This window comes from Leptothrix discophora (genome assembly GCF_030705305.1).
Lineage (GTDB): Bacteria > Pseudomonadota > Gammaproteobacteria > Burkholderiales > Burkholderiaceae_C > Sphaerotilus > Sphaerotilus discophorus.
Genome location: NZ_JAUZEE010000010.1, coordinates 58,570 through 81,775, shown reverse-complemented (window position 1 = coordinate 81,775; position 23,206 = coordinate 58,570). Strand labels below are relative to the sequence as shown.

At 71.6% G+C, this 23,206-nt stretch carries 22 protein-coding genes; 9 read left to right on the top strand and 13 right to left on the bottom strand.

Annotated elements, in window-relative coordinates; translation table 11 throughout:
* Window positions 1-55 precede the first annotated feature (55 nt).
* Entirely contained in the window at window positions 56-1,378 is a 1,323-nt protein-coding gene (locus Q8X39_RS16775; protein WP_305750834.1) for an NAD(P)/FAD-dependent oxidoreductase, read from the bottom strand.
* Window positions 1,379-1,548: 170 nt separating this feature from the next.
* On the opposite strand from Q8X39_RS16775, the gene Q8X39_RS16770 reads away from it, so the two are divergent.
* Window positions 1,549-1,986 carry a TraR/DksA family transcriptional regulator gene (locus tag Q8X39_RS16770; RefSeq protein WP_305750833.1) on the top strand — a complete coding sequence of 146 codons (438 nt, stop codon included), beginning with the start codon at window positions 1,549-1,551 and terminating at the stop codon, window positions 1,984-1,986.
* A 49-nt stretch (window positions 1,987-2,035) separates the two neighbouring features.
* Window positions 2,036-4,363, top strand: a complete 2,328-nt coding sequence (locus tag Q8X39_RS16765) for a patatin-like phospholipase family protein (RefSeq protein ID WP_305750832.1) — start codon at window positions 2,036-2,038, stop codon at window positions 4,361-4,363.
* Window positions 4,364-4,388: 25 nt separating this feature from the next.
* On the opposite strand, the gene Q8X39_RS16760 is transcribed toward Q8X39_RS16765, so the two are convergent.
* Both Q8X39_RS16760 and yihA read right to left on the bottom strand, forming a co-directional pair.
* Window positions 4,389-5,438 (bottom strand): LacI family DNA-binding transcriptional regulator, encoded by a 1,050-nt coding sequence (locus Q8X39_RS16760; protein ID WP_305750831.1) that lies wholly within the window; start codon window positions 5,436-5,438, stop codon window positions 4,389-4,391.
* Window positions 5,431-6,153 carry a ribosome biogenesis GTP-binding protein YihA/YsxC gene (gene yihA / locus Q8X39_RS16755; protein ID WP_305750830.1) on the bottom strand — a complete coding sequence of 241 codons (723 nt, stop codon included), beginning with the start codon at window positions 6,151-6,153 and terminating at the stop codon, window positions 5,431-5,433. Before yihA ends, Q8X39_RS16760 begins: the two co-directional genes overlap by 8 nt.
* A gap of 50 nt (window positions 6,154-6,203) precedes the next feature.
* On the opposite strand from yihA, the gene Q8X39_RS16750 reads away from it, so the two are divergent.
* The 3 genes from Q8X39_RS16750 to Q8X39_RS16740 all read left to right on the top strand — a co-directional run bounded on the left by Q8X39_RS16750 (window position 6,204) and on the right by Q8X39_RS16740 (window position 8,731).
* Complete coding sequence (locus tag Q8X39_RS16750; protein WP_305750829.1) at window positions 6,204-6,857, top strand: c-type cytochrome; 654 nt, start codon at window positions 6,204-6,206, stop codon at window positions 6,855-6,857.
* A gap of 166 nt (window positions 6,858-7,023) precedes the next feature.
* Window positions 7,024-8,037 (top strand): protein-methionine-sulfoxide reductase catalytic subunit MsrP, encoded by a 1,014-nt coding sequence (msrP, locus tag Q8X39_RS16745; protein ID WP_305750828.1) that lies wholly within the window; start codon window positions 7,024-7,026, stop codon window positions 8,035-8,037.
* 1 nt (window position 8,038) lies between these two features.
* A complete protein-coding gene (locus Q8X39_RS16740; protein ID WP_305750827.1) occupies window positions 8,039-8,731 on the top strand; it encodes a protein-methionine-sulfoxide reductase heme-binding subunit MsrQ in 693 nt (230 codons plus the stop codon).
* Here Q8X39_RS16740 and Q8X39_RS16735 read toward each other — a convergent pair.
* The gene (locus Q8X39_RS16735; RefSeq protein WP_305750826.1) at window positions 8,709-9,440 is read right to left on the bottom strand and encodes a tetratricopeptide repeat protein; all 732 of its coding nucleotides are present in this window, start codon (window positions 9,438-9,440) and stop codon (window positions 8,709-8,711) included. The genes Q8X39_RS16740 and Q8X39_RS16735 overlap by 23 nt on opposite strands.
* Window positions 9,441-9,569: 129 nt before the next feature.
* Between Q8X39_RS16735 and lipB the strand changes: the two genes are divergently transcribed.
* Window positions 9,570-10,247, top strand: a complete 678-nt coding sequence (gene lipB / locus Q8X39_RS16730; protein WP_305750825.1) for a lipoyl(octanoyl) transferase LipB — start codon at window positions 9,570-9,572, stop codon at window positions 10,245-10,247.
* Window positions 10,248-10,348: 101 nt separating this feature from the next.
* Window positions 10,349-11,362 (top strand): lipoyl synthase, encoded by a 1,014-nt coding sequence (gene lipA, locus Q8X39_RS16725; RefSeq protein WP_305750824.1) that lies wholly within the window; start codon window positions 10,349-10,351, stop codon window positions 11,360-11,362.
* 111 nt (window positions 11,363-11,473) lie between these two features.
* On the opposite strand, the gene Q8X39_RS16720 is transcribed toward lipA, so the two are convergent.
* From Q8X39_RS16720 to Q8X39_RS16690, 7 genes are all read right to left on the bottom strand, one after another.
* Window positions 11,474-12,373, bottom strand: coding sequence for a pirin family protein (locus tag Q8X39_RS16720; RefSeq protein ID WP_305750823.1), 900 nt, complete (start codon window positions 12,371-12,373; stop codon window positions 11,474-11,476).
* 13 nt (window positions 12,374-12,386) lie between these two features.
* Entirely contained in the window at window positions 12,387-13,154 is a 768-nt protein-coding gene (locus tag Q8X39_RS16715; protein ID WP_305750822.1) for a 5'-methylthioadenosine/adenosylhomocysteine nucleosidase, read from the bottom strand.
* 21 nt (window positions 13,155-13,175) lie between these two features.
* Window positions 13,176-14,018 carry a hypothetical protein gene (locus Q8X39_RS16710; protein WP_305750821.1) on the bottom strand — a complete coding sequence of 281 codons (843 nt, stop codon included), beginning with the start codon at window positions 14,016-14,018 and terminating at the stop codon, window positions 13,176-13,178.
* Between the two features lie 151 nt (window positions 14,019-14,169).
* The gene (locus Q8X39_RS16705; RefSeq protein WP_305750820.1) at window positions 14,170-15,894 is read right to left on the bottom strand and encodes a long-chain-fatty-acid--CoA ligase; all 1,725 of its coding nucleotides are present in this window, start codon (window positions 15,892-15,894) and stop codon (window positions 14,170-14,172) included.
* 166 nt (window positions 15,895-16,060) lie between these two features.
* Complete coding sequence (locus Q8X39_RS16700; protein WP_305750819.1) at window positions 16,061-17,482, bottom strand: NAD(P)(+) transhydrogenase (Re/Si-specific) subunit beta; 1,422 nt, start codon at window positions 17,480-17,482, stop codon at window positions 16,061-16,063.
* Window position 17,483: 1 nt separating this feature from the next.
* On the bottom strand, window positions 17,484-17,801 hold the full coding sequence (locus Q8X39_RS16695; RefSeq protein ID WP_305750818.1) for an NAD(P) transhydrogenase subunit alpha part 2: 318 nt from the start codon (window positions 17,799-17,801) through the stop codon (window positions 17,484-17,486).
* Window positions 17,802-17,806: 5 nt separating this feature from the next.
* Window positions 17,807-18,952: a Re/Si-specific NAD(P)(+) transhydrogenase subunit alpha gene (locus Q8X39_RS16690; RefSeq protein WP_305750817.1), complete on the bottom strand. Its 1,146-nt coding sequence runs from the start codon at window positions 18,950-18,952 to the stop codon at window positions 17,807-17,809.
* Between the two features lie 240 nt (window positions 18,953-19,192).
* On the opposite strand from Q8X39_RS16690, the gene Q8X39_RS16685 reads away from it, so the two are divergent.
* Window positions 19,193-19,690 carry an NUDIX hydrolase gene (locus Q8X39_RS16685; protein ID WP_305750816.1) on the top strand — a complete coding sequence of 166 codons (498 nt, stop codon included), beginning with the start codon at window positions 19,193-19,195 and terminating at the stop codon, window positions 19,688-19,690.
* A gap of 12 nt (window positions 19,691-19,702) precedes the next feature.
* Here the strand turns inward: Q8X39_RS16685 and eutC are convergent, their stop codons facing one another.
* Window positions 19,703-20,506: an ethanolamine ammonia-lyase subunit EutC gene (gene eutC, locus Q8X39_RS16680; RefSeq protein ID WP_305750815.1), complete on the bottom strand. Its 804-nt coding sequence runs from the start codon at window positions 20,504-20,506 to the stop codon at window positions 19,703-19,705.
* Window positions 20,507-20,519: 13 nt separating this feature from the next.
* A complete protein-coding gene (locus Q8X39_RS16675) occupies window positions 20,520-21,917 on the bottom strand; it encodes an ethanolamine ammonia-lyase subunit EutB (RefSeq protein WP_305750814.1) in 1,398 nt (465 codons plus the stop codon).
* Window positions 21,918-22,186: 269 nt separating this feature from the next.
* Here Q8X39_RS16675 and Q8X39_RS16670 point away from each other — a divergent pair, with 269 nt between their 5' ends.
* Window positions 22,187-23,203, top strand: coding sequence for a helix-turn-helix domain-containing protein (locus Q8X39_RS16670; RefSeq protein ID WP_305750813.1), 1,017 nt, complete (start codon window positions 22,187-22,189; stop codon window positions 23,201-23,203).
* Window positions 23,204-23,206: the final 3 nt, after the last annotated feature.

The window sequence follows — 23,206 nt, the reverse complement described above, 5'->3', positions numbered from 1 at the left end:
GGATTCCGGTGGGTCGGTCGTGACCGGGTGGGGCGTGGCGCCGGACGGGCCGCGATCAGCGCGTCACGAACAGCCGCATCAGGCCCTTGAGCGAGATGAGGTTGCCCGGGTTGCTGGTCTCGTTGAGCACGCCGCTCATGCGTCGCAGGACCGACGCGCTGCGGCGCGCGCGCCAGATCACCAGGTCGGCCAGCCAGGGGTGGTGGTTGACGCGGTTGGCCTTCTCGTAGAGGTCGAAGCGCGGCTGCAGTGCGGCGACCGCGGCCTGGTAGCGCGCCAGCGCGGCGCTGTCGTCGGCCTCGTCGCGGATCGCGGTGGCGGCCAGCATGCCGGTCTCCATGGCCTTGCCGATGCCTTCGCCGCTGAAGTCGTAGGTCGAGCCGATCGCCTCGCCGGTGGCGAGCACGCCGGGCCGGCCGAGGCGGGCGCCGCGCAGCGTGCAGCGCAGCGGCGCGCCCTTGGTCTCACCGGTCCAGCGGGCCTGCGCCATCAGCTCGCGGGCTGGCGCATGTACGCGGGTGAAGGCGTCGAACAGCTCGCGCAGGTTGGTGCCGTCGCCGCTCTCGCCGCGCTGGAAGAAGGCGCCCACGCCGATGTTGAACAGGCCGTCGCCGCAGGGAAAGATCCAGCCGTAGCCGGGCCGAAGGGCACGGTGCCAGACCACGTCCATGGTGGTCAGCCGGTCGGCGAGGTCGGGCGCATGCACATGCACCCGCAAGGCCACGCCGGTGGGGGTGCGGCGCTCGCACAGGTCGGCCTTGATGAGCGCCGGCACGGCCGCGCCGGTGGCCATGACGACCCAGCGGGCGCTGACCTCGCGGGTCTGCGCCGGGTCTGCTGACGCACGCAGGCGGGCCCCGCGCACGCGGCCGCCGGACTCGGTCAGGCCGTCGAACTTCCACGGCGTGCGCACGCTCGCGCCGCAGCGCTGCGCCTGCTGCACCAGCAGCGTGTCGAGCACCTGGCGCGGCAGCACGGCCAGCTGGCCGGGCACGTCGACCTGGCCGCCGCGCGGCGCGACGCAGCGCACGTGGCCGACCGGCTGGGCCCGCGCCAGCACCGCGTCGAGCACGCCCAGGTGGCGCAGGGCGGCATGGGCATCGGGGATCAGTCCCTCGCCGCAGACCTTGTCGCGCGGGAAGTCATGCTGGTCGACCAGCAGCACCGAGCGCCCGGCCCGCGCCAGCTCGATCGCGCAGGCGCTGCCGGCCGGTCCGGCGCCGACCACCACCACGTCGACCGTTGCGGGCCACTCGCCGCTGCCGTCGACCCGCAGCGCCTCGTCATGGCCCAGGCGGGCGGCGACGGCGGCCGGCAGGACCTCGGAAGGGGCGCTGGCGGAGGCCGCAGGCTGCGTGGGGCGATCGGACGAGGTCATGCGGCGTGGGGGACTCGAGGCGTTCAATGGCCGGAATTCTAGGGAGCGGGCCCCATCCTCCCCTGACGCGCCCTGATGCGCCCTGACGCGACCTGACGGACCTGCCTTGCGCCCGGTCAACGCGGGCCCGGGCCCATCGCGCGAGCATGGGTCCATCACCGGAGACTTCCATGACCACCGTCCGCCACGTCCCCCTCGCCGTGCCTGCCCATCCGACCGGTCACCTGGACGCCGCCCAGCGCCTGGCGCTGCGCGAGGTGCTGTTGCGTCGCCATGCCGCGCTGCTGGCGACGCTGCGCTTGCGCGAGTCGGACGACGGCCGCATCGCCCATGCGGCGGCGTTTCTGGCGCAGGACGGCGACGACGCGCCCCAGCGCGATGCGGACCGCGAGGTCGACCTGGCGCAGGCCGACCAGGCGCGGGTCGAGCTGGGACAGGTCGTCGCCGCCATCGAACGGCTGGACGGCCCCGACTTCGGCCGCTGCAAGCGCTGCGGCGAGGCCATCGGCTGGGCGCGGCTGCAGGCCCGGCCCCACGCCGACCTCTGCATCGGCTGTGCGGAGCAGGCCGAACGTGCGGCTGGCGGCGTCGCGCACCCGTCGATGTGACGCCGTGCATTGAACCCAGGCGAGGCATGCCGCCGGGCAGAATGGTCCGATGCGCTTGCGAAGAACGATCCCGGGCCTTCTGCTGTCCCTGGGCCTGACCGGTGCGTTCAGCGCCGAGCCCTTGCCGCACAGGGCCGATGCGCCGCTGCCGGTCTGCGGCCTGGCACGCGGGCTCAGGCCCTGCGTCGGACTGGTGCTCTCGGGCGGCGGCGCGCGCGGGCTGGCCCATGTCGGCGTGCTGCAGGTGCTGCAGCGCGAGCGCATCCCCGTCGACCTGATCGCCGGCACCTCGATGGGCGCCATCATCGGCGGCCTGCACGCCTCGGGCATGGGCGCGGCCCAGCTCGAACTGGCGCTGCAGGACCTCGACTGGGAGGCGCTGTTCGCCAACCGCCTGCCGCGCGAATCGCTGCCGCCGCGTCGCAAGGACGAGGACCAGGAGATCTCGCCCGTCATCGAGATCGGCCTGGGCCGCGACGGCACGCCGATGCTGCCGCTCGGCCCGGTCTCCAGCCGGGGCCTCGAACTGCTGTTGCGCCGCCGCACGCTGTCGGTGCGCGCGGTGTCCGATTTCGACCGCCTGCCGATCCCGTTCCGGGCCGTCGCGACCGACATGGAGTCCGGCGCTGCCGTGGTCTTCTCGCGTGGCGACCTGGCGCAGGCGCTGCGCGCGAGCATGTCCGTTCCTGGTGTCTTCCCGCCCTCGGACGTGCAAGGTCGGCTGCTCGGCGACGGCGGGCTGGTCGACAACCTGCCGGTCGAGGTGGCCCGCCGTCAGGGCGCCGACGTGGTCATCGCCGTCAACGTCGGCACGCCGCTGGCCGGGCGCGAGACGCTGGGCACGGTGGTCGGCCTGACGGCGCAGATGATCAACATCCTGACCGAGCAGAACGTGCAGCGTTCGCTGGCCAGCCTGCGGCCCGGACATGACCTGCTGATCGCGCCGGCACTGGGCTCGCTCAGCTCGGCCGACTTCGGCCGCTCGCGCGAGCTGATCGCGCGTGGCCAGCAGGCCGCCACCGCGATGCTGCCGCAGCTGCAGGCGCTGGCCCTGCCGGAAGACCGCTGGCAGGCGCTGCTGGACCGACGGCTGCGTCCTGCGACACCTGCCGCGCCGATCGCCAGCCTGCGCTTCGAGGGTGCCGACATCAGCCAGCCCGAGCTGCAGGCCGAGGCGCTGGCCAGCCGGCCTGGCACCGCCTTCGACCTCGACCGGGTCGAGGCCGACACCCGCGTGCTGTCCGCCACCGGCGACTACCTGCATGCCGACTACCGCCTGGAAGACCTTCCGGCCGGCACCGGCCTGGTCTTCTCGCTGGTCGAGAAGCCCTGGGGACCGGACTACTTCCGGCTCGGCCTGGAAATGGCCAGCGACTTCGCCGGCCGTGGCGACTTCAACCTCAAGCTGGGCCACAACCGGCACTGGCTCAGCGCGCGCGGTGCGGAGTGGCGCAACCGGGCGCAGATCGGCTCGGTGCCGCGCTGGTTCAGCGAGGTCTACCAGCCCGTCGGCGCGGTGTCGTCCGGCGGCGCGCAGGTCTTTGTCGCGCTGCAGGTTGAACTGGAACGTCGCCGGCTGGATGTCCACGAGCCGATCGCGCCTGGGCAGGATGCCGCCGCCGCGGTGCTGACCGCCCGACAGGCCCGCACCGCCGGCCGGCTCGGCCTGGACGTGGGGCGATCGCTGGGCGCGCTGGGCGAATGGCGCATCGGCCTGGCCAGCCTGCGCGAGCTGCTGGTGGCCGAGCTGACGCGTGAGGGCGGCTCGCTCGCCGGAGCCGCTGGCCCGGACCGCGAGCGCAGCCGCGAGCGTGGCCTGCGCGCGCTGCTGCTGATCGACCAGCTCGACCACGTCAGCTTCCCGCGCAGCGGCCACCGGCTGCGGCTGCAGGCCGAGGCCGGCCGCCGCCTGCTGCGCCCCGACGGCGGGGACGAGGTCCGCGAGGACTACCGCCGCTACGAGCTGGACGCCCAGCGCGTTGCCAGCGACGGCCCGCACACGATCGACGCCGGCCTGCGCTGGCGCCAGGCCAGCCAGAGCCCGCTGCTGGGCCGCCAGGCGTATTCGCTGGGCGGCTTCCACAACCTGTCGGGCTATGCGGTCGACCAGCTCAACGGCAACGCGACGCTGCTGGCGCGCCTGACCTGGACGCTGCGGCTGAACACGCAGCCGGTGCTGACGCGCGGCTTCTTCGCCGGCGCCACGCTGGAGACCGGCAACGCCTGGCGCCGTGCCGGCCAGGCCGACCTGCGCACGCTGCGTCCGGGCAGCAGCCTGTTCGTCGGCGCCGACACGGGACTGGGGCCGCTCTACTTCGGCACGACCTGGGCGCCGCAGGGCAGCCTGGGCCTGTTCCTGCGGCTGGGCCGACCCTGAGGACCAGGGTCCGCGCCGGGGCTGCTCAGCCCGTGGAGCTGCGCCGCACCACCAGTTCGACCGGCAGCACGACGCTGGCGGTCGGCTGGCCGGCGGCCTGTTCCATCAGGGCAGCGACCAGCGCATCGGCGGCTGGCTCGATCGGCTGGCGCACGGTGGTCAGCGGCGGTTCGGCATGGCTGGCCCAGCTGATGTCGTCGTAGCCGGTGACGGCCACGTCCTCGGGCACGCGCAGGCCGTGCGCGCGCACGGCGGCCATCGCGGCGATCGCCAGGATGTCGCTGCAGCAGACGATGCCGTCCACCGGCGTGCCGCTGTCGAGCATGGCCTGCACGGTGCTGCGGGTGTGCGCCAGGTCGGTCGTCTCGGTCAGGTGCAGCGCCGGGGCGGGCGTCAGGCCCTGTTCGGCCAGGGCCTGCCGGTAGCCTTGCCAGCGCTCGGCCGGCTCGGGCGTGGACAGGTCACCGATGAAGGCGATGTGGCGGCGTCCTTCGGCCAGCAGGTGGGCGGTGGCCAGGTGGCCGCCTTCCCGGTTGTCGCAGCCGACGCAGCAGTAGCCGATGTCGGGCAGGGGCGCGCCCCACACGACCAGCGGCACGCCGGCCCGGGCGGCCGCTTCGAGCGAGCCGCTGTCGTGCCACTGGCCCAGCTGGACGATGCCGACCGCCGTGCCCGACGCATGCAGCGCCGCGATCTGGTCGGCTGGCGTGCGCGACAGCAGCATGTCGTAGCCGCGGCTGGTCAGCGCGTCCGCCAGCCGGCCGATCATGGCCAGCAGGAAGGGGTCGCTGATCGGCTGCGGCGCGGCCGGGTCGCGCGGCACCACGACCGCGACGGTCCGGTTGCCCTTGGTGCGCAGGTTCTTGGCACCGGCATTGACCGTGTAGTTGAGGCTGCGGGCCAGCTCGGAAATGCGCTCCCGGGTTGAGGCGCTGATCTCGGGGTGACCGTTCAGTGCCCGCGACACCGTGGCGACCGACACGCCGGCGAGCCGGGCGATGTCGACCATCTGCGGCCGGCGGCGTGCCGCCAGGGGCGATGGCGGCGTCGCGGGGAGGTCGTTGTCGTCAGACATCGGTGGGGGCTTCTTCCTGAGGGGTGGCGGCGTTGCGCGGCGGGGCCCAGGACTGCAGCACCTGCGCGACCTCGCCGACGCCGGTCTTCGAGAGTGCGGAGAACAGGACCACGCCGACGTCCGAATCCTCGGTGGCCAGCTCGCCGAGCACGCCCTGCGCGTTGCGCAGCGAGGCGGCGGCGTCCTTGCGGTTGAGCTTGTCGGCCTTGGTCAGCACGACCAGCAGCTTGACCTCGCCGGTGGCCACGCGCGGCTGCACGAACTGCAGCAGCTGGCGGTCCAGCGCGGTGAAGCCGTGGCGCGAGTCGACCATCTGCACCACGCCGCCGAGGTTGCGGCGCAGCGCGAGGTAGTCGGCCATGACGGCCTGCCAGCGCAGCTTGGCGGCCCGCTCGACCGCGGCATAGCCGTAGCCGGGCAGGTCGGCCCAGTAGGCATGCGGCGCGTCCTTGGGGCCGACCTCGAACAGGTTGACGTGCTGGGTGCGGCCGGGCGTCTTGGACGCGAAGGCCAGCTGGCGTTGCTGCGCCAGGGTGTTGATCGCGGTGGACTTGCCGGCGTTCGACCGGCCCACGAAGGCGATCTCCGGCAAGTCGTGCGCAGGCAGCTGTTCGAGCTTGCTCGCGGTGGTGAGGAATCGTGCGGTGTGGGCCCAGGCCAGGGCGGCGCGCGTGGCGTCCGCGCCACCTTCGGCGGGGTTGGGTGTCGGGCTCATGGGGCGCATTGTAAAATCGTCGGGTTTTGGATCTCTCAGCCCAGTCCACCATGAAATCGCCTGCCAAGCCGCTCTTTGCATTGATTTGCGCCGTCACCCTGGCCGCGTCGGCCTCGCTGATGGTGGTCGCCCCGGCCCAGGCCAACGAGGCAGCGGCTCCTGCCAAGGTCGATCCCGCCAAGGGCGCGACGATTTCCGGCCAGGTTTGCGGCGCCTGCCACACCGCCGACGGCTCGCGCGGCACGCCCGCCAACCCGATCCTGCAAGGCCAGCACCCGGCCTACCTGGTCAAGCAGCTGACCGAGTTCAAGTCCGGCAAGCGTGACAACGCGATCATGAAGGGCTTCGCGTCCGGCCTGTCCGAAGAGGACATGAAGAACGTTGCCGCCTTCTACGCCAGCAAGCAGGCCAAGCCCGGTTTCGCGAAGAACAAGGACCTGGTCGTGCTGGGCGAGAAGATCTACCGCGGTGGCATCGCCGACCGCAACATCCCCGCCTGTGCCGGCTGCCACAGCCCGACCGGTGCCGGCATCCCGGCCCAGTACCCCCGCGTGGCCGGCCAGCATGCCGACTACACCGAGTCGCAGCTGAAGAACTTCCGCGACGGCGTGCGCAAGAACAGCGCGCAGATGACCGGCGTGGCCGCCAAGATGAACGACCGCGAGATCAAGGCCGTCGCCGACTACATCGCCGGCCTGTACTGAGACATCGCCCCTCCGCGCGCCAGCCACTGGCGCGCCACCCCGAGAGAGCCGGTCCCTGACCGGCTTTTTTCATGCCCGTGCGCCTGGGTGCAGACCCGCTGCAAGAATCGGCCGCGTTCGTGCGACAGAGCGTCACACGTCCACGCCCATGACCCCAGGAGCGCGCATGCCATCCCACCGATTCAATCCCCGCTCGACCGGCCACCTCCATCCCGTGCCCAGCGAGATCACGCCGCTCGCGGTCTATGCCGATCGGCGCCGCTGGCTGCAGCAGGCCGGGTTGGGCGTCGCGGCCGGGGCGACCGCGCTCAGCGGCCTGCCCGTGCTGGCGCAAGGTGCCGCCATGGTGACCCGACCGGGCAAGCGCGCGGCCCTGCCGGGTGCGCGCAGCGCCGTGGCTGGCGCGGTCGTGATGGACAAGCTCACCGAGTTCGACAACGCGGCCGGCTACAACAACTTCTACGAGTTCGGCACCGACAAGGCCGACCCGGCCCGCAATGCGCAGAAGTTCGTGACCCGGCCGTGGACCGTCAGCGTCGAGGGCGAGTGCAACAAGCCCGGCGTGTTCGATCTGGAGGCCTTGCTCAAGCTCGCGCCGATGGAAGAGCGCATCTACCGCATGCGCTGCGTCGAGGGCTGGTCCATGGTGATCCCCTGGGTCGGCTGGTCGGTGGCCGAACTGCTCAGGAAGGTCGAGCCGCGAGGCAACGCCAAGTTCGTCGAGTTCGTGACCCTGGCCGACCCGAAGCAGATGCCCTTCGTCGGTTCGCGCACGCTGGACTGGCCCTATGTCGAGGGACTGCGCCTGGACGAGGCGATGCACCCGCTGACGCTGATGGCCTTCGGCATGTACGGCGAGGTGCTGCCCAACCAGAACGGTGCGCCGCTGCGTCTGGTGGTGCCCTGGAAATACGGCTTCAAGGGCGCCAAGTCGATCGTCAAGATCCGCCTGGTCGAGAAGCAGCCGGCGACCGCCTGGGTCAAGGCCGCCGCGCAGGAATACGGCTTCTACTCGAACGTCAATCCGGCGGTGGACCATCCGCGCTGGAGCCAGGCGACCGAGCGCCGCATCGGCGAGGACGGCGTCTTCGCCAAGAAGCGCCCGACGCTGATGTTCAACGGCTACGAAGCCCAGGTCGGCCAGCTCTATGCCGGCATGGACCTGAAGAAGAACTACTGAAATGGATCGCGCCGTCGCCGTGAGCCGACCCGAGGCCGGATCCCGGGTCCGCCACGACCCGCCCGCCGTCCGGGGGGCCTGGCTGCTGCGGCCGTGGGTCAAGCCACTGGTGCTGCTGATCGCGCTGCTGCCGCTGGCCGGCTGGATCTGGGGCATCGCGGCCGACCGGCTCGGTCCCAACCCGGCCGAGGCCCTGCTGCGCGGCACCGGCCTGTGGACGCTGCGGCTGCTGATCGTCACGCTGGCGATCACGCCGCTGCGCCTGTGGACCAAGCTGCCGGCGCTGGCGCGCTGGCGCCGCATGCTGGGCCTGACGGCCTTCGGCTATGCGCTGCTGCACTTCCTGTCCTATGCCTGGCTGGACATGGGCTTCGATGCCGCCGCGATCGTGCGCGACCTCGACAAGCGGCCGTTCGCGCTGGTCGGCTTCGCGGCCTTCGTCGGCCTGCTGCCGCTGGCGCTGACCTCGTTCAACCGGGCCATCCGTGCGCTCGGCGCGGCCCGCTGGCAGGCGCTGCACCAGCTGGTCTGGCCGGTCATCGGGCTCGGCCTGCTGCACTTTCTGTGGATGCGCGCGGCCAAGCACCGCTACGACGAGGTGTCGGTCTACGCGGCGATCGTCGTGGTGCTGATCGCCGCCCGGCTGGCCAAGGGTTCGACGGTGGCCTGGTTCAAGGCTCGACGCCGGCCTTGAGCGCCTTGTCCATCTCGCCGCGCTTGATGCGCGCGACCGGATCGCCCTGACGCGCCGCGAGGTCGTACCAGTAGCGTGCGAGGCGGGCATCGGCGGCGGTGCCGAGGCCGGCTTCGTACATCGACGCGGTCAGGTACTGCGCGCCGACGTCGCCGGCCTTGGCCGCTTCCCGATACCAGTGCAGCGCCTGGCGCTCGTCACGCGCCGTGCCGCGCCCGAGGTAGTAGGCCGAGCCGACGTTGATCTGCGCATCGACATGGCCGGCGTCAGCGGCGGCCTGCAGCCAGGGCAGGGCGGCGGCCGGATCCTTGCGGCCGAGCCGGCCGCTCTCGTGCAGCTCGGACATCGCCAGCTGGGCCGTGACGAAGCCGGCGGCGGCGGCCTTTTCCAGCCATTGCCGGGCGGTGGCGACGCTGGCCCCGGGTGCCTCGCCGCGCAGGTGCATGACGGCCAGATCGTGCATCGCGACCGGATCGCCCGCCTGGGCCAGCGTGGCGAAGGCCCGCGCAGCCACGTCGAAGTGGCCGGCCCGGTAGTCGAGGATGGCCGCCAGCAGCGGTGACTGCGGCGCGTAGCCCTTGCCGTTCTCCATCGCGGCTGGTGGCGCGGCGATGCGGTCGGCGACCGAAGCGGCCAGCGCGGCGCCCGATGGGCCGGTCAGCCAGGCCAGGCCCAGCAAGGCGACGAGGGGAAGGTGGCGATGCGTCATGGCGTTCCTGAGGGTGGACGGTGACGGGTCAGTCGCCCGCGTTGGCCGATTCTTGCGCGGCCTCCGAAACGGTGGCGATGGCCGACAATTTGCGCCCACCGCCGACCCGTGCTTCACCCGATCCCGACGATGTCCGAACCCCTGATCCGCGTGCGTGGCCGCCTGCCCTACGAGCCGACCTATGCCGAGATGCGCGCCTGGACCGAGGCCCGCACCGAAGCCACGTCCGACGAGATCTGGCTGTGCGAGCACGACCCGGTCTACACCCAGGGCCTGGCCGGCCAGGCCGACCACGTGCTCGCCCCCGCCGGCATCCCCGTGGTGCAGACCAACCGCGGCGGCCAGGTCACGTACCACGGGCCAGGGCAGGTGGTGGCCTACCCGCTGATCGACCTCCAGCGCCTGGGCATTTACGTCAAGGAATACGTCTACCGCATCGAGGAAGCGGTCATCCGCACCCTCGCGATCTGGGGCGTGACCGGCCACCGCGTCGGCGGCGCGCCCGGCATCTACGTGCGCCTGGACGACCCCTTCGACCACCGCGCGCTGACCGGCCCGGCCGATCCGCGCGACCCTTTCCGTGGCCTGGGCAAGATCTCCGCGCTGGGCATCAAGGTCAGCCGACACCGGACCTACCACGGCGTGGCGCTGAACGTGGCGATGGATCTGGCGCCGTTCGCCGGCATCAACCCGTGCGGATATGCGGGCCTTCAGACGGTCGACCTCGCTAAACTCGGCCTCGCCGTGGAGGTGCCGGATGCCGCCCAGCGACTGGGCCAACGGCTCGCCGCGCTGCTCGCGCCCTGAGCCCGGCCCGCACCCTGGCACCCATCCCGCACGGCCTTTCCCCCAGCCTCGACCCGCAGGCCGCTCCGCTGCCCACCGGCAGCCCGCAACGTCCCTCCGACATGTCCACCGACCACCCGTCCTCGCCCGATTCGTCGACCCCTGCCGCCGCGTCGGCCCCGCCGGCCTACGACCCGACCGCCAAGCAGAAGGCCCAGGCCAAGACCGCGCGCATCCCCATCAAGGTCGTGGCGGCCGAGACGCTGAAGAAGCCCGACTGGATCCGCGTCAAGGCCGGCAGCCCGACCACGCGCTTCTACGAGATCAAGGAGATCCTGCGCGAGCACAAGCTGCACACGGTCTGCGAGGAGGCGAGCTGCCCGAACATCGGCGAGTGCTTCGGCAAGGGCACGGCGACCTTCATGATCATGGGCGACAAGTGCACCCGGCGCTGCCCCTTCTGCGACGTCGGCCACGGCCGTCCGGACCCGCTCGACACCGCCGAGCCGCTGAACCTGGCCAAGACCATCGCCGCGCTCAAGCTGAGCTACGTGGTCATCACCAGCGTTGACCGGGACGACCTGCGCGATGGCGGTGCCGGCCACTTCGTCGCATGCATCCAGCGCACCCGCGAGCTGTCGCCGGCCACCCGCATCGAGATCCTGACGCCCGACTTCCGCGGCCGCATGGACCGCGCGCTGGAGATCCTCAAGGCCGCGCCGCCGGACGTCATGAATCACAACATGGAGACCGTGCCGCGCCTGTACAAGGAAGCGCGCCCGGGCTCGGACTACGCCTTCAGCCTGAACCTGCTCAAGCGCTTCAAAGAGTTCGCGCCGGGCGTGCCGACCAAGAGCGGCCTGATGGTCGGCCTGGGCGAGACCGACGAGGAGATCCTCGAGGTCATGCGCGACATGCGTGCCCACGACGTCGACATGCTGACCCTCGGCCAATACCTCGCGCCCAGCGGCCACCACCTGCCGGTGCGCCGCTACGTGCACCCGGACACCTTCAGGATGTTCGAGGACGAGGCCTACAAGATGGGCTTCAGCCACGCCGCCGTGGGCGCGCTGGTGCGTTCGAGCTACCACGCCGACCAGCAGGCCCACCAGGCCGGCGTCGAAGGCGCCATCTGAGACCCCTCGCCCGGCGGGCACGCCGGTCGATCCCCCGAGGGGATGCGCAGGCCGCTGGGGAGCGGCCCGGCGCTGGCCTGCGGTCGTGAGTCTGGGGTAGCCCGTGAACCGTCAGGCGGGCTTGCGCTCCGGCAGCGGGATGCGCTCGGTCTCGCCGGGCACGCGGCCCAGCGTGTCGTCGGTCCAGGCCTGCGCGGCGGCGTCGATCAGTTCGCGCCGCGTCGCGACGAAGTTCCACCACAACAGGCGACGGCCCAGCGGCGCGCCGCCGATCAGCGCGACCCTCGCCGGCTCGGTGCAGCTGCACAGGCGGGCGCTGCGGCCTTCGGGCAGCACCAGCATCTCGCCGGTGGCGACCCGCTCGCTGTGGCCGTCGTCGTCGAACACCACCTCCACCTCGCCATCGGCGGCGTAGACCGCCTGCTCGATGCCGGGCTCGCGTGCCGGCAGGTCGACACGGCCGCGCGGTTCGAGCCGGTGGTCGAGGAACAGCGCCGGCGAGCCGGTGCGCACCGGCGATGCCAGGCCGTAGGCCGATCCCGCCAGCACCCGCGTGGTCACGCCGCAGGTCTCGTGCTGCGGGATATCGGCCGCGCCGGTGTGCGCGAAGGTCGGCTCGCAGCCCTCGTCGGCCTCGGGCAGGGCGACCCACAGCTGCAGGCCGTGCAGGCGGTAGTGGCGCCCGGCCAGGTCGTCGGGCCGTCGCTCGGAATGCACGATGCCGCGACCGGCCGTCATCCAGTTGATCGCGCCGGGCTCGATGCGCTGCACCGCGCCGGTCGAGTCGCGGTGGACCATCGCGCCCTCGTAGAGGTAGGTCACGGTGGCCAGGCCGATGTGCGGATGCGGGCGCACGTCGTGCTGGTCCTCGGGCTCGACCAGCAGCGGTCCGAAGTGGTCGAAGAACAGGAAGGGACCGACCGCCTGGCGGCTGGCGGCCGGCAGGCTGCGGCGCACGGTCAGGCCGCCGCCGAGGTCCTTCACATGGGGGCGCAGGCGTTCAAGGGTCATGGCGGTTCCAGGGTCAGGCGGACGGGAGCGGCGCATCGTCGGCCAGCCAACGGCCGACCACGTCGGCGCTGACCTGGGCCGCGACGACGTCGATGAAACGCAGGAAGTCGACGTGCGCGCTGTCGTCGGCACGGTCGGAGATGGTGCGCAGCACGGCGAAGGGCAGGCTCAGGTCATGAGCCACCTGGGCCAGCGCGGCACCTTCCATCTCGACCGCGAGCGCATCGGGCAGCTCGCGCTGCAACGCCAGGCTGGCCTGTGCGTCGCCGATGAAGCGGTCGCCGCTGATGACCAGGCCGCGGTGCAGCTGCGGCTGCGTCACGCCCAGCGCCGCGGCGTCGGGTCCGAAGTGGCCAGGCCGGTCGATCACCCGGCGGACCGCGCGTGCCAGCGACAGGTTCAGCGCGGTGTCGGCGTCGAAGCGGCTGCGGCCGGTCAGCGGCACCTCGTGGCGCGGGAACAGCGGCGAGGCGTCCAGGTCGTGCTGCAGCAGGCAGTCGGCCAGCACCACGTCGCCGACCCGCACGCCCTCGCCCAGGCCACCGGCCACGCCGGTGAAGACCAGGCGACGCGCGCGGAAGTGCGCGCCCAGCAGCGTCGCCGTCGTGGCCGCCGCGACCTTGCCGATGCCGCACAGCACCAGCACGACATGGTGGCCGTGCAGCCGGCCGACGTGGAAGTCGCGACCCGCGAGGCGCACCACGCGCTCGGTCTCGCAGCGCGCCAGCAGCGCGGCCAGCTCCTGCTGCATCGCGCCGACCAGGGCGGTGGGGCGGCTCATCGCGGCGCGTCCGTCATGGCCTCAGCTGCCCAGGCCGAGCGCGCGCTGGACCATGCGCGCCATGCTCTCGCCACGCACCCGATGGACCTCGTCGATGAAGTCGCGCGCGACCTGTTCCAGCTCGGCGATGTTCTGTGCCTTCTCGATGCGCAGCGTGTAGCGGTAGCCGCGGAACAGTCCGAGCGATTCGCGCAGCAGCGCATTGAGGCTGTCGTACAGCTCGGTGTAGCCGAGGCTGCGCCCGACCGGCGGCAAGGGCGTGACGTCCAGGCCGCCGAAGTCGCTCGGTGGACGCGAGGCCGGCCCGGCGCTGCGCACCAGCGGGTCCAGGCTCCCCGGCAGCGTGTCACCGCGCGACGAGGCCGGTGGCGATGCCTGGCCACCCGGTCGGACCGCACCCGGCGGTCGCTCCAGGCCCTTTGGCTCGCCCAGGCCGGACGTGGCCCTGGCGCCGGTCGGGCGCGCGGCCGGCGGGACCGCCGGGGTGGCGGCTGGCGCGGATGCCGATGCCGTCGAGGCTGTCGCCGACGCGACCGGCGGCGGCAGGCTGCCGGTGCGGTTGGCCGGGTCGCGCAGGCCGGCGTACTGGGACGGCACCTGCCAGCCGGTGTGGCCCATCGGCTCGGTGGGTTCGAACTGCGCCGGACGGCTGTCCTCGGCGTTCGGTGGCGACTCGATCAGGCCGGCTTCCAGCAGCGCGACGGCGTCGGCCAGGGTGGCGCCCTGGATCATGTCGATCCAGGCCGTGAGGCTCTTCGAGCTGTCCAGGATCAGCAGCAGGTTGCGCGCGGTGCGCGACAGGTTGAGGCTGCGCTCGCGGACCTCGCGGCGCCCCCGCTCGGTCTTGCGAAAGTATTCGGCCATGACGGATTTTTCTCCCTTTGCCAGTTTCGCCGCAATGCAGGGCACCCGCACGGCCGAAGGGTGCCGTCACGGGGTTGCCGTTGCGTTGCGGCTGCGCCGGCAGGAGGGCGGGGCGGGTGTGGCCCCCCCGGCATCGACGGATGAGTCGGGATCAGCCCGCGGTGGTGGTGGTCGTTGCCGGCGTGCTTGCGGAGGCGGTGACCGGCTTGCCCCTCAGCTCGCGCCGCAGCACCTTGCCCACGGGGGTCTTGGGCAGTTCGCTGCGGAACTCGATCACCTTGGGCCGCTTGTAGCCGGTGAGGTTCTGCTCGCAATAGGCCCGCACGTCGGCCTCGGCCAGGGCCGGGCTGCGCGGCACGATCACGACCTTGACGGCCTCGCCGGTGCGCTCGTCGGGCACGCCGATGGCGGCGCACTCGAGCACCCCGGGCATCAGCGTCAGCACGTCCTCGATCTCGTTGGGGTACACGTTGAAGCCCGAGACCAGGATCATGTCCTTCTTGCGGTCGACGATGCGGAAGTAGCCACGCTCGTCTATCACGCCGACGTCACCGGTGCGGAACCAGCCGTCGGCGGTCATGACCTTGGCGGTCTCGTCCGGGCGCTGCCAGTAGCCGGCCATGACCTGCGGGCCCTTGACCGCGATCTCGCCGGGCTGGCCGGTGGCGACCGGCTGGCCGTCGTCGTCGATCAGGCGCATGTCGGTGTTGGGCAGCGGCAGGCCGATGGTGCCGCTGTAGCGGGTGCTGTCGGTCGGGTTGCAGGACAGCGAGGGCGAGGTCTCCGACAGGCCATAGCCTTCGCAGATCGCGCAGCCGGTCTTGTCCAGCCAGAGCTTGGCCGTGGCCTGCTGCACCGCCATGCCGCCGCCGACCGAGATCTTCAGGTGGCTCCAGTCCACCGTGCCGAAGTCGGGGTGGTTGGCCAGTGCCATGAACAGCGTGTTGACCGCCGGGAAGGTGTGGAAGCGCTGGCCGCGCAGGGCCTGGAAGACCGCCGGCAGGTCGCGCGGGTTGGGGATCAGGATGTTGCACGCGCCGATGCGCATGCCCAGCATCATGTTCGTGTTGAAGCCGAAGATGTGATAGAGCGGCAGCGCGCAGACCTGCACGATCTGCTCGCCCTCGGGCACCTTCTTCAAGGCCGGCTGATACCAGGCCTCGCTTTGCAGCAGGTTGGCCACGAGGTTGCGATGCAGCAGCACGGCGCCCTTGCTGACGCCGGTGGTGCCGCCGGTGTACTGGAGCGCGGCGATGTCGTCCGGGCCGACATGGACCGGCTGCAGCGTGCCGCCGGCGCCCTGGGCCAGCGCGTCCTTGAAGCGCAGCGAGCCGGGCAGCGACCAGGCCGGCACGAGCTTCTTCACGTGGCGCACGACGAGGTCGACGATCAGGCCCTTGGGGAAGCCCATCAGCTCGCCCATCGAGGCCACGACCACGTGCTGGACCGGCACCGTGCGGCGCACCTGTTCAAGCGTGTGGGCGAAGTTCTCGAGGATGACGATGACCTTGGCGCCCGAGTCCTTGAGCTGGTGCTCCAGCTCGCGCGGCGTGTAGAGCGGGTTGACGTTGACCACCACCGCGCCGGCGCGCAGCACGCCCGCGACCGCCACCGGGTACTGCGGCACGTTGGGCATCATCAGCGCGACGCGGTCACCGTGCTTCACGCCGATCGACTGCAACCAGGCCGCGAACTGGCGCGACAGCTGGTCGATCTGCGCATACGGGAACTCGCGGTCCAGGTAGCGGTAGGCCGGCTTGTCCGCATGGCGGGCAAAGCTCGCCTCCATCAGCTCGACGAGCGAGAAGTACTGGTTCGTGTCGACGGTGGCGGGCACGCCGGCGGGGTAGTGCTGGAGCCAGGGCTGATGGTTCATTTTTGTCGATGAGGGCTGATCTGGTCACGATTCTGACGGACGTCTGACAGCGAGGTTCCCGGGTTTTACGCCTAGGCTCGCGGTGCCGGCCGCCCATGAAAAAGGCCGGCATGCAGCCGGCCTTCGGGGCGAGGACGGCACCGTGGCCGTCAAGCCGCTGGCGTCTTCACTCGACCGCCTTGACCATGTCCTCGACCACCTTCTTGGCGTCGCCGAAGACCATCATGGTCTTGTCCATGTAGAACAGCTCGTTGTCCAGGCCGGCATATCCCGCTGCCATCGAGCGCTTGTTCACGATGATGGTCTTGGCCTTGTAGGCCTCCAGGATGGGCATGCCGTAGATCGGCGTGCCCTTGGTCAGCGCGGCCGGGTTCACCACGTCGTTGGCGCCGAGGATGATCGCCACGTCCGCCTGGCCGAACTCGCCGTTGATGTCCTCCATCTCGAAGACCTGGTCGTAGGGCACCTCGGCTTCGGCCAGCAGCACGTTCATGTGGCCGGGCATGCGGCCGGCGACCGGGTGGATCGCGTACTTCACCGTGATGCCCTTGTGGGTGAGCTTCTCGGCCAGTTCCTTGACCGCGTGCTGCGCCCGTGCCACCGCCAGGCCGTAGCCCGGCACGATCACCACCGTCTCGGCATTGCCCAGAATGAAGGCCGCGTCGTCGGCGCTGCCGCTCTTGACGCTGCGCTGCTGCTGCGTGCCGGCGCTGGCCGCCGCGGTGTCGCCGCCGAAGCCGCCCAGGATCACGTTGAAGAACGAGCGGTTCATCGCCTTGCACATGATGTACGAGAGGATGGCGCCCGAGCTGCCGACCAGCGAGCCCGCGATGATCAGCATCGAGTTGTTGAGCGAGAAGCCGATGCCGGCGGCCGCCCAGCCCGAGTAGCTGTTGAGCATCGACACGACCACCGGCATGTCCGCGCCGCCGATCGGGATGATGATGAGCACGCCCATCACGAAGCCGAGCAGGCAGATCAGCGCGAAGGACTCGACGCTCTGGCCGCTCCAGAAGGCCACCAGCAGCACCAGCGTGGCGAGGCCCAGCGCCGCATTCAGCTTGTGCTGCCCGGCGAACTGCACCGGCGCGCCCTGGAACAGGCGGAACTTGTACTTGCCGCTGAGCTTGCCGAAGGCGATGACCGAACCGCTGAAGGTGACCGCGCCGATGAAGGCGCCGAGCGCCAGCTCGATGCGGTTGCCGCCGGGGATCAGGCCGCCCTTCTCGGTGATCGCGAAGGCCCAGGGTTCGAGCACCGCGGCGACCGCGATGAAGACCGCCGCCAGGCCGATCATGCTGTGCATGAAGGCGACCAGCTCGGGCATCTTGGTCATCTCGACGCGCTTGGCCATCGTGGCGCCGAGGCCGCCGCCGATGACGAGTCCGCCCAGCACGTAGCTCAGGCCGTTGGCCGAGCCCGCGAGCTTGACGATCAGCGCGGCCGTGGTCAGCACGGCGATGGTCATGCCGACCATGCCGAACAGGTTGCCGCGGATCGAGGTGGTCGGGTGGCTCAGGCCCTTGAGGGCCTGGATGAAGCAGATCGAGGCGATCAGGTACAGCAGGGTGACCAGGTTCATGCTCATGTCAGTGCTTCCCTTCCGCCGCCGGCTTCTTGTCCTTCTTGCGGAACATCTCCAGCATCCGCCGCGTGACGAGGAAGCCGCCGAAGACGTTGACCGCCGCCAGCGCCACGGCCAGCGTGCCGAAGGCCTTGCCGGCGGTCGTCTCGGTCAGCGCGGCGGCCAGCATGGCGCCGACGATCACGATCGCCGAGACCGCGTTGGTCACCGCCATCAGCGGCGTGTGCAGCGCGGGCGTGACGGTCCAGACGACGTGGTAGCCGACGTAGATCGCCAGCACGAAGATGATCAGGTTGATGATCGTTGGGGAAACCGCATCCATGATGTTCAGCTCCGGGTGACGTTGCCGTCACGGGTCATGAGGCAGGCGGCGACGATGTCGTCGTCCATCGGCACGTTGATCGCGGCGGCGTCCTTGGCGAGCACGAGCTTGAGGAAGTCGAGCACGTTGCGGGCATACAGGGCCGAGGCATCGGCAGCGACCAGCGCGGGCAGGTTGGTCTCGCCGATGATGTTCACGCCATGGACCTGCACGGTCTGGCCGGCGACGGTCAGCGGGCAGTTGCCGCCACCCGGTTCACCTTGCAGGTTGCGGCCCTTGCCGGCGGCGATGTCGACGATGACCGAGCCCGGCTTCATGGCCTTGACCATGTCCTCGGTGATCAGCGTCGGTGCCGGGCGGCCCGGGATCAGCGCGGTCGAGATGACCACGTCGGCCTGGGCGACGCGCTTGGCGACCTCGACCTTCTGGCGCTCCATCCAGCTCGCCGGCATCGGCCGGGCATAGCCGCCGACGCCGACCGCGGCCTCGCGCTCCTCGTCGGTCTCGTAGGGCACGTCGATGAACTTCGCACCCAGCGACTCGACCTGCTCCTTGACGGACGGGCGCACGTCGGATGCCTCGATCACCGCGCCGAGGCGCTTGGCCGTCGCGATGGCCTGCAGGCCGGCCACGCCGACACCCAGGATGACCACGCGGGCGGCCTTCACCGTGCCGGCGGCGGTCATCAGCATCGGGAAGAACTTCTGGTACTGGTTGGCCGCCATCATCACGGCCTTGTAGCCGGCGATGTTGGCCTGGCTGGACAGCACGTCCATGCTCTGCGCCCGGGTGGTGCGCGGCGCGGCTTCCAGCGCGAAGCTGGTCAGGCCGGCGGCGGCCAGGCGGTCGAGGCCGGGGCGGTCGAACGGGTCCAGCATGCCGACCAGCGCCGCGCCTCGCTTCACCTGCGTCAGCTCGTCGGCCGACGGCGCGCGCACCTTGAGCACCAGGTCGGCACCCAGGGCGCCGGCCGCATCGGTGATCTCGGCACCGGCGGCCTCGTAGGCCGCATCGGTCACGCTGGCCGCCAGGCCCGCGCCGCCCTCGATGCGGATCACATGGCCTTGCGCCTTCAGCTTCTTGGCCGTTTCCGGCGTCACCGCCACGCGGGTCTCGCCGGCGGCTGTCTCACGGGGTACCCCCACCAACATGTCAGATCCTCCTCGTCATGCGGCGGCGAGCATACACAGATTGGCCCTTCACCCGTAACTGGGTATTGACGAGCGTGCGTTGCGCCGTTCATGCAGGCCCTGGCGTGCCATTTCGCGACGCCGAGGCGACAGCCTGCGCGGGATCGGCGCAACCCCGACGAGGCGCCGACGAGGCACCGACGGTCGGCAGCCGGGTCTCCACACGGTCCGGCCAGGTGGTGGCGGACCTAGCATCGGGCCATGACCGACCTGCGCTGGAAGCCCAACGTGACGGTCGCGGCCATCGTCGAGGACCGCGGCTGTTACCTCTTGATCGAAGAAGTCACGCCCGAAGGCCTGTGCCTGAACAACCCTGCCGGCCATCTCGACCCCGGCGAGTCGCCGGAGCAGGCCGTCGTGCGCGAGACCCTGGAGGAGACCGCCTGTGTCTTCACGCCGCAGCATTTCCTGGGTCTCTACATGGCCCGCTTCCTGCGGCCGGCCCGCGGCGAGGACGTCACCTACGTGCGGCTGGCCTACAGCGGCACGGTCGGCGAGCCCGACCCGGGCCGCGCGCTGGACGACGGCATCGTGCGGCGGGTCTGGATGACGCTGGACGAGGTGCGGGCCAGCGCCGCGCGCCACCGCAGCCCGCTGGTCCTGCGCTGCATCGAGGACCACGCCGCCGGCCGCCGCCATCCGCTGGAGGTGGTGACGGTCGACCCGACGCTGCTGGCGCCTGAAGTCAAGGCGCCTTGAGGCCGCCCCGGCTCAGTCCGCCAGCAGCGGCAGCCCCGGCAGCGCCTGCTGCTCGCTCAGGTCCTTCAGCGCCACGCCGGTCGCCTGCAGCGCCTCGGCCTGCAGCACGTGCCACCAGATCTTGTGGGCGGCGCGCTCGTTGGCCAGGCCGTCGGGTCGGATGTTGCTGATGCAGTTGCGCTGCGCGTCGTGGCGGCCGCGGCGCGGGGCGGCGGTCAGGTAGGCGCCCAGGCTGTCGGGCGAGCTCAGGCCCGGACGTTCGCCGATCAGCACCAGCACCTGCCCGGCGCCGAGCGCCTCGCCGACGTCGTCGCCCAGCGCGACGCGGGCCTGGGTCGCGACGACCACCGGCGCACCGGCCTCGCCGGGCGCCGGCCAGCCGGCTGGCGTCATCGCCCGCAGCGCGCGCAGCAGCGGCAGCGCCTGGTGGGCCACTGCCAGCGAGGACAGGCCGTCGCCCACGACCACCAGCAGCCGCGGTGGCGCCGGCCACCCGGCCGCCAGCGTGCGCAGGCGGGTGGATTCGGCGTCGGGCAGGCGCCGGCCCAGGTCGGGGCGCAGCAGGTAGGTCGCCCGGTCGGGCGCGGCGCTGGCGCTGCGCAGGGTGTGCAGGCCCTCGGCCTGCAGCGCCTCGGCAAAGGCCTCGGCGTCCAGCGCCAGGTGGACCGCGTCACGGGCCTGCGCATGGGCCAGCCCGAAGGCCAGCAGCTCCGACGTCGGCAGGCTCACGCCGCTGCGGCCCAGCGCGATGCGCGCGGGTGTGTGGCGGCGCAGGCGGGCCCAGGGGTCTGCCTTCAGCGAGGTCGGTTGGTTCACGTCGGCTCCTTGTTCAGGCCAGCCGCCGCAGCGGCGCGACGCCGACCTGCAGCAGCCGGTGGTCGGCCGCGACCGGGCGGATCTGCCCGTGTTCATCGGCGATGCCCATCGATGCCAGCCAGGCCTCGAACTCGGGCGCGCGCTTCAGGCCCAGCAGCTGGCGCAGCACCAGCGCGTCGTGGAAGGACGTGCTCTGGTAGTTCAGCATCACGTCGTCGGCACCGGGGATGCCCATGATGAAGCTCAGGCCGGCCGCGCCGAGCAGCGTCATCAGCGTGTCCATGTCGTCGGAGTCGGCCTCGGCATGGTTGGTGTAGCAGACGTCGCAGCCCAGCGGCACGCCCAGGAGCTTGCCGCAGAAGTGGTCCTCCAGGCCGGCGCGGATGATCTGCTTGCCGTCGTGCAGGTACTCCGGCCCGATGAAGCCGACCACGGTGTTGGTCAGCAGCGGCGAGAACGCGCGCGCGACCGCGTAGGCACGCGCCTCGCAGGTCTGCTGGTCGACGCCGTGGTGCGCGCCGGCCGACAGCGCGCTGCCCTGGCCGGTCTCGAAGTACATGACGTTGTCGCCGATCGTGCCGCGCTTGAGCGACAGCGCGGCCTCGCGGGCCTCGCGCAGCATCGCCAGGTCGATGCCGAAGCTGCGGTTGGTGGCCTCGGTGCCGGCGATGGACTGGAACACCAGATCGACCGGCGCACCCGCCTCGATCATGCGCAGCGTCTGCGTCACGTGGGTCAGCACGCAGCCCTGGGTCGGCACCGCCCAGGTCTGGATGACCTCGTCGAGCAGCTTGACCAGGTCGGTCAGCAGCGCGAGGTTGTCGCTCGCCGGGTTGATGCCGATGACCGCGTCGCCGGCGCCGTAGAGCAGCCCGTCCAGCACCGAGGCGGCGATGCCGGCCGGCGCATCGGTCGGGTGGTTGGGCTGCAGTCGCACGGCCAGGTGGCCAGGCAGGCCGATCGTGTCGCGAAAGCGCGTGACGACACGGCACTTGCGCGCCACCAGCATCAGGTCCTGCACCCGCATCAGCTTGCTGACCGCGGCGACCATCTCCGGCGTCAGGCCCGGCCGCAAGGCGGTCAGCGCGGCCTCGTCGGCCTCGTCGCCCAGCAGCCAGTCGCGGAAGGCGCCGACCGTCAGGTGGGCCACCGGCGCAAAGGCCGCCGCGTCGTGCGTGTCGACGATCAGCCGCGTGACCTCGTCGTCCTCGTAGGGGATCAGCGCCTCGTCCAGGAAGCGTCGCAGCGGCAGGTCGGCCAGGCACATCTTCGCGGCCATGCGCTCGACCTCGCTGCCGGCCGCGAGGCCGGCGAGCGCATCGCCGGAGCGGGCCGGCGTGGCCTTGGCCATCACGTCCTTCAGGTCCCGGAAGACCCAGTTGCGGCTGCCGATGCGGTGCTGATAGCTCATGGCGTGGGAGTCTGCGCAAGTGCCTGTCGCGGGGCTATCCACGATCGGCAACGGGACCGGTGCGGGGACCTGCACGACGGGTGTGCGGGGCGGTCGGCCGGATGGGCCAGCCTGGTGCGACGACGGCATGGACCGTTGCCGGTTCCTGCCAGTCGTCAGTCGCCAGTCGCCAGTCTATGGAGCGACCGGCCGCCGCAGGCTCCGGGATGTCGCGGGCTGGCACTGGCCTGATGCTTGCTGCATGGTCGACACACGCCCGAGGAGGCCCGATGCCCGCACCCACCCCCGCCCCTTCTTGCGCCGCCGCCCGGCCGGCCGCGTCCTGCGGCACGCGCGCAGCCCGTACCGGCGACGTCGACGAGCAGGCCGCGCTGCTCGACGGCTGGAACCAGAGCTACGCGCAGCTGTCGGCCGGCCGCTTCGAGGGCCGGATCGAGGAGGCCTGGCTGGACGGCGTCCACCTCTTCGTCGAATCGACCAGCCGGCGCCTGATGCAGCGTGGCGTGCTCGACGCCGACCGGCTCGCCATCGGCCTGCCGCTGCAGGCCGGTGAAGGTCCGGCGGTGTTCTGCGGCGCGAGCGACTGGGGCCAGGGCGATGCGGCGCGCTACTGCGGCTTTTCCGGTGCCGACGGCTTCGAGTACTTCACGCCCGAGGGCCTGGCCATGGCCGGCCTGGAGCTGTCGCGCGACGAACTGCTGGCGCTGGCGACCCCCGACGAGCAGGACCGCATCGACCGCGTCGCGGCGCGGGCCGGCCTGCACCTCGCCGCGCCGGGCAGCGTGGCCGGTCTGCGCGACTTCATGCAGGGCGCCTTCGCGCTGCTGCGCTCGCGGCCCGGCCTGCTCGACCATGCGGCCGTGCGCAGCCAGCTGCGCCAGGCCGCGCTGTCCAACGCACTGGAGGCGCTGGTGCATGCCGGCGACGACGACGTGGCCGGCCCGGCGCCGCAGCGCGCCTGGCAGCTGGTCGAAGGCGCCCGGGCGCTGGTCCAGCAGGAACCGGAGACGCCGCTGACGGTGGCCCAGCTGTGCCTGTCGCTGGGCGTGAGCCGGCGCACGCTGCAGTCGTCCTTCCAGCAGGTGCTGGGCATGGCGCCGGCGGCCTTCCTGCGCGCGGTCCGGCTGGCCGGTGCGCGGCGTGCGCTGCGCAGCGCGGCGACCGTGACGGAGGCGGCCGCGCAGTGGGGCTTCTGGCACTTCAGCCATTTCGCGCAGGACTTCCGGCGCATGTACGGCGAGCTGCCCTCGCAGGCCTGGCGGCGGCTGCACGGACCGCGTCACTGACGA

Coding starts and splice junctions, on each gene's coding strand:
- Q8X39_RS16775 (WP_305750834.1), bottom strand. CDS start 1,378: ATGACCTCGTCCGATCGCCCCACGCAGCCTGCGGCCTCCGCCAGCGCC.
- Q8X39_RS16770 (WP_305750833.1), top strand. CDS start 1,549: ATGACCACCGTCCGCCACGTCCCCCTCGCCGTGCCTGCCCATCCGACC.
- Q8X39_RS16765 (WP_305750832.1), top strand. CDS start 2,036: ATGCGCTTGCGAAGAACGATCCCGGGCCTTCTGCTGTCCCTGGGCCTG.
- Q8X39_RS16760 (WP_305750831.1), bottom strand. CDS start 5,438: ATGTCTGACGACAACGACCTCCCCGCGACGCCGCCATCGCCCCTGGCG.
- yihA (WP_305750830.1), bottom strand. CDS start 6,153: ATGAGCCCGACACCCAACCCCGCCGAAGGTGGCGCGGACGCCACGCGC.
- Q8X39_RS16750 (WP_305750829.1), top strand. CDS start 6,204: ATGAAATCGCCTGCCAAGCCGCTCTTTGCATTGATTTGCGCCGTCACC.
- msrP (WP_305750828.1), top strand. CDS start 7,024: ATGCCATCCCACCGATTCAATCCCCGCTCGACCGGCCACCTCCATCCC.
- Q8X39_RS16740 (WP_305750827.1), top strand. CDS start 8,039: ATGGATCGCGCCGTCGCCGTGAGCCGACCCGAGGCCGGATCCCGGGTC.
- Q8X39_RS16735 (WP_305750826.1), bottom strand. CDS start 9,440: ATGACGCATCGCCACCTTCCCCTCGTCGCCTTGCTGGGCCTGGCCTGG.
- lipB (WP_305750825.1), top strand. CDS start 9,570: ATGTCCGAACCCCTGATCCGCGTGCGTGGCCGCCTGCCCTACGAGCCG.
- lipA (WP_305750824.1), top strand. CDS start 10,349: ATGTCCACCGACCACCCGTCCTCGCCCGATTCGTCGACCCCTGCCGCC.
- Q8X39_RS16720 (WP_305750823.1), bottom strand. CDS start 12,373: ATGACCCTTGAACGCCTGCGCCCCCATGTGAAGGACCTCGGCGGCGGC.
- Q8X39_RS16715 (WP_305750822.1), bottom strand. CDS start 13,154: ATGAGCCGCCCCACCGCCCTGGTCGGCGCGATGCAGCAGGAGCTGGCC.
- Q8X39_RS16710 (WP_305750821.1), bottom strand. CDS start 14,018: ATGGCCGAATACTTTCGCAAGACCGAGCGGGGGCGCCGCGAGGTCCGC.
- Q8X39_RS16705 (WP_305750820.1), bottom strand. CDS start 15,894: ATGAACCATCAGCCCTGGCTCCAGCACTACCCCGCCGGCGTGCCCGCC.
- Q8X39_RS16700 (WP_305750819.1), bottom strand. CDS start 17,482: ATGAGCATGAACCTGGTCACCCTGCTGTACCTGATCGCCTCGATCTGC.
- Q8X39_RS16695 (WP_305750818.1), bottom strand. CDS start 17,801: ATGGATGCGGTTTCCCCAACGATCATCAACCTGATCATCTTCGTGCTG.
- Q8X39_RS16690 (WP_305750817.1), bottom strand. CDS start 18,952: ATGTTGGTGGGGGTACCCCGTGAGACAGCCGCCGGCGAGACCCGCGTG.
- Q8X39_RS16685 (WP_305750816.1), top strand. CDS start 19,193: ATGACCGACCTGCGCTGGAAGCCCAACGTGACGGTCGCGGCCATCGTC.
- Q8X39_RS16675 (WP_305750814.1), bottom strand. CDS start 21,917: ATGAGCTATCAGCACCGCATCGGCAGCCGCAACTGGGTCTTCCGGGAC.
- Q8X39_RS16670 (WP_305750813.1), top strand. CDS start 22,187: ATGCCCGCACCCACCCCCGCCCCTTCTTGCGCCGCCGCCCGGCCGGCC.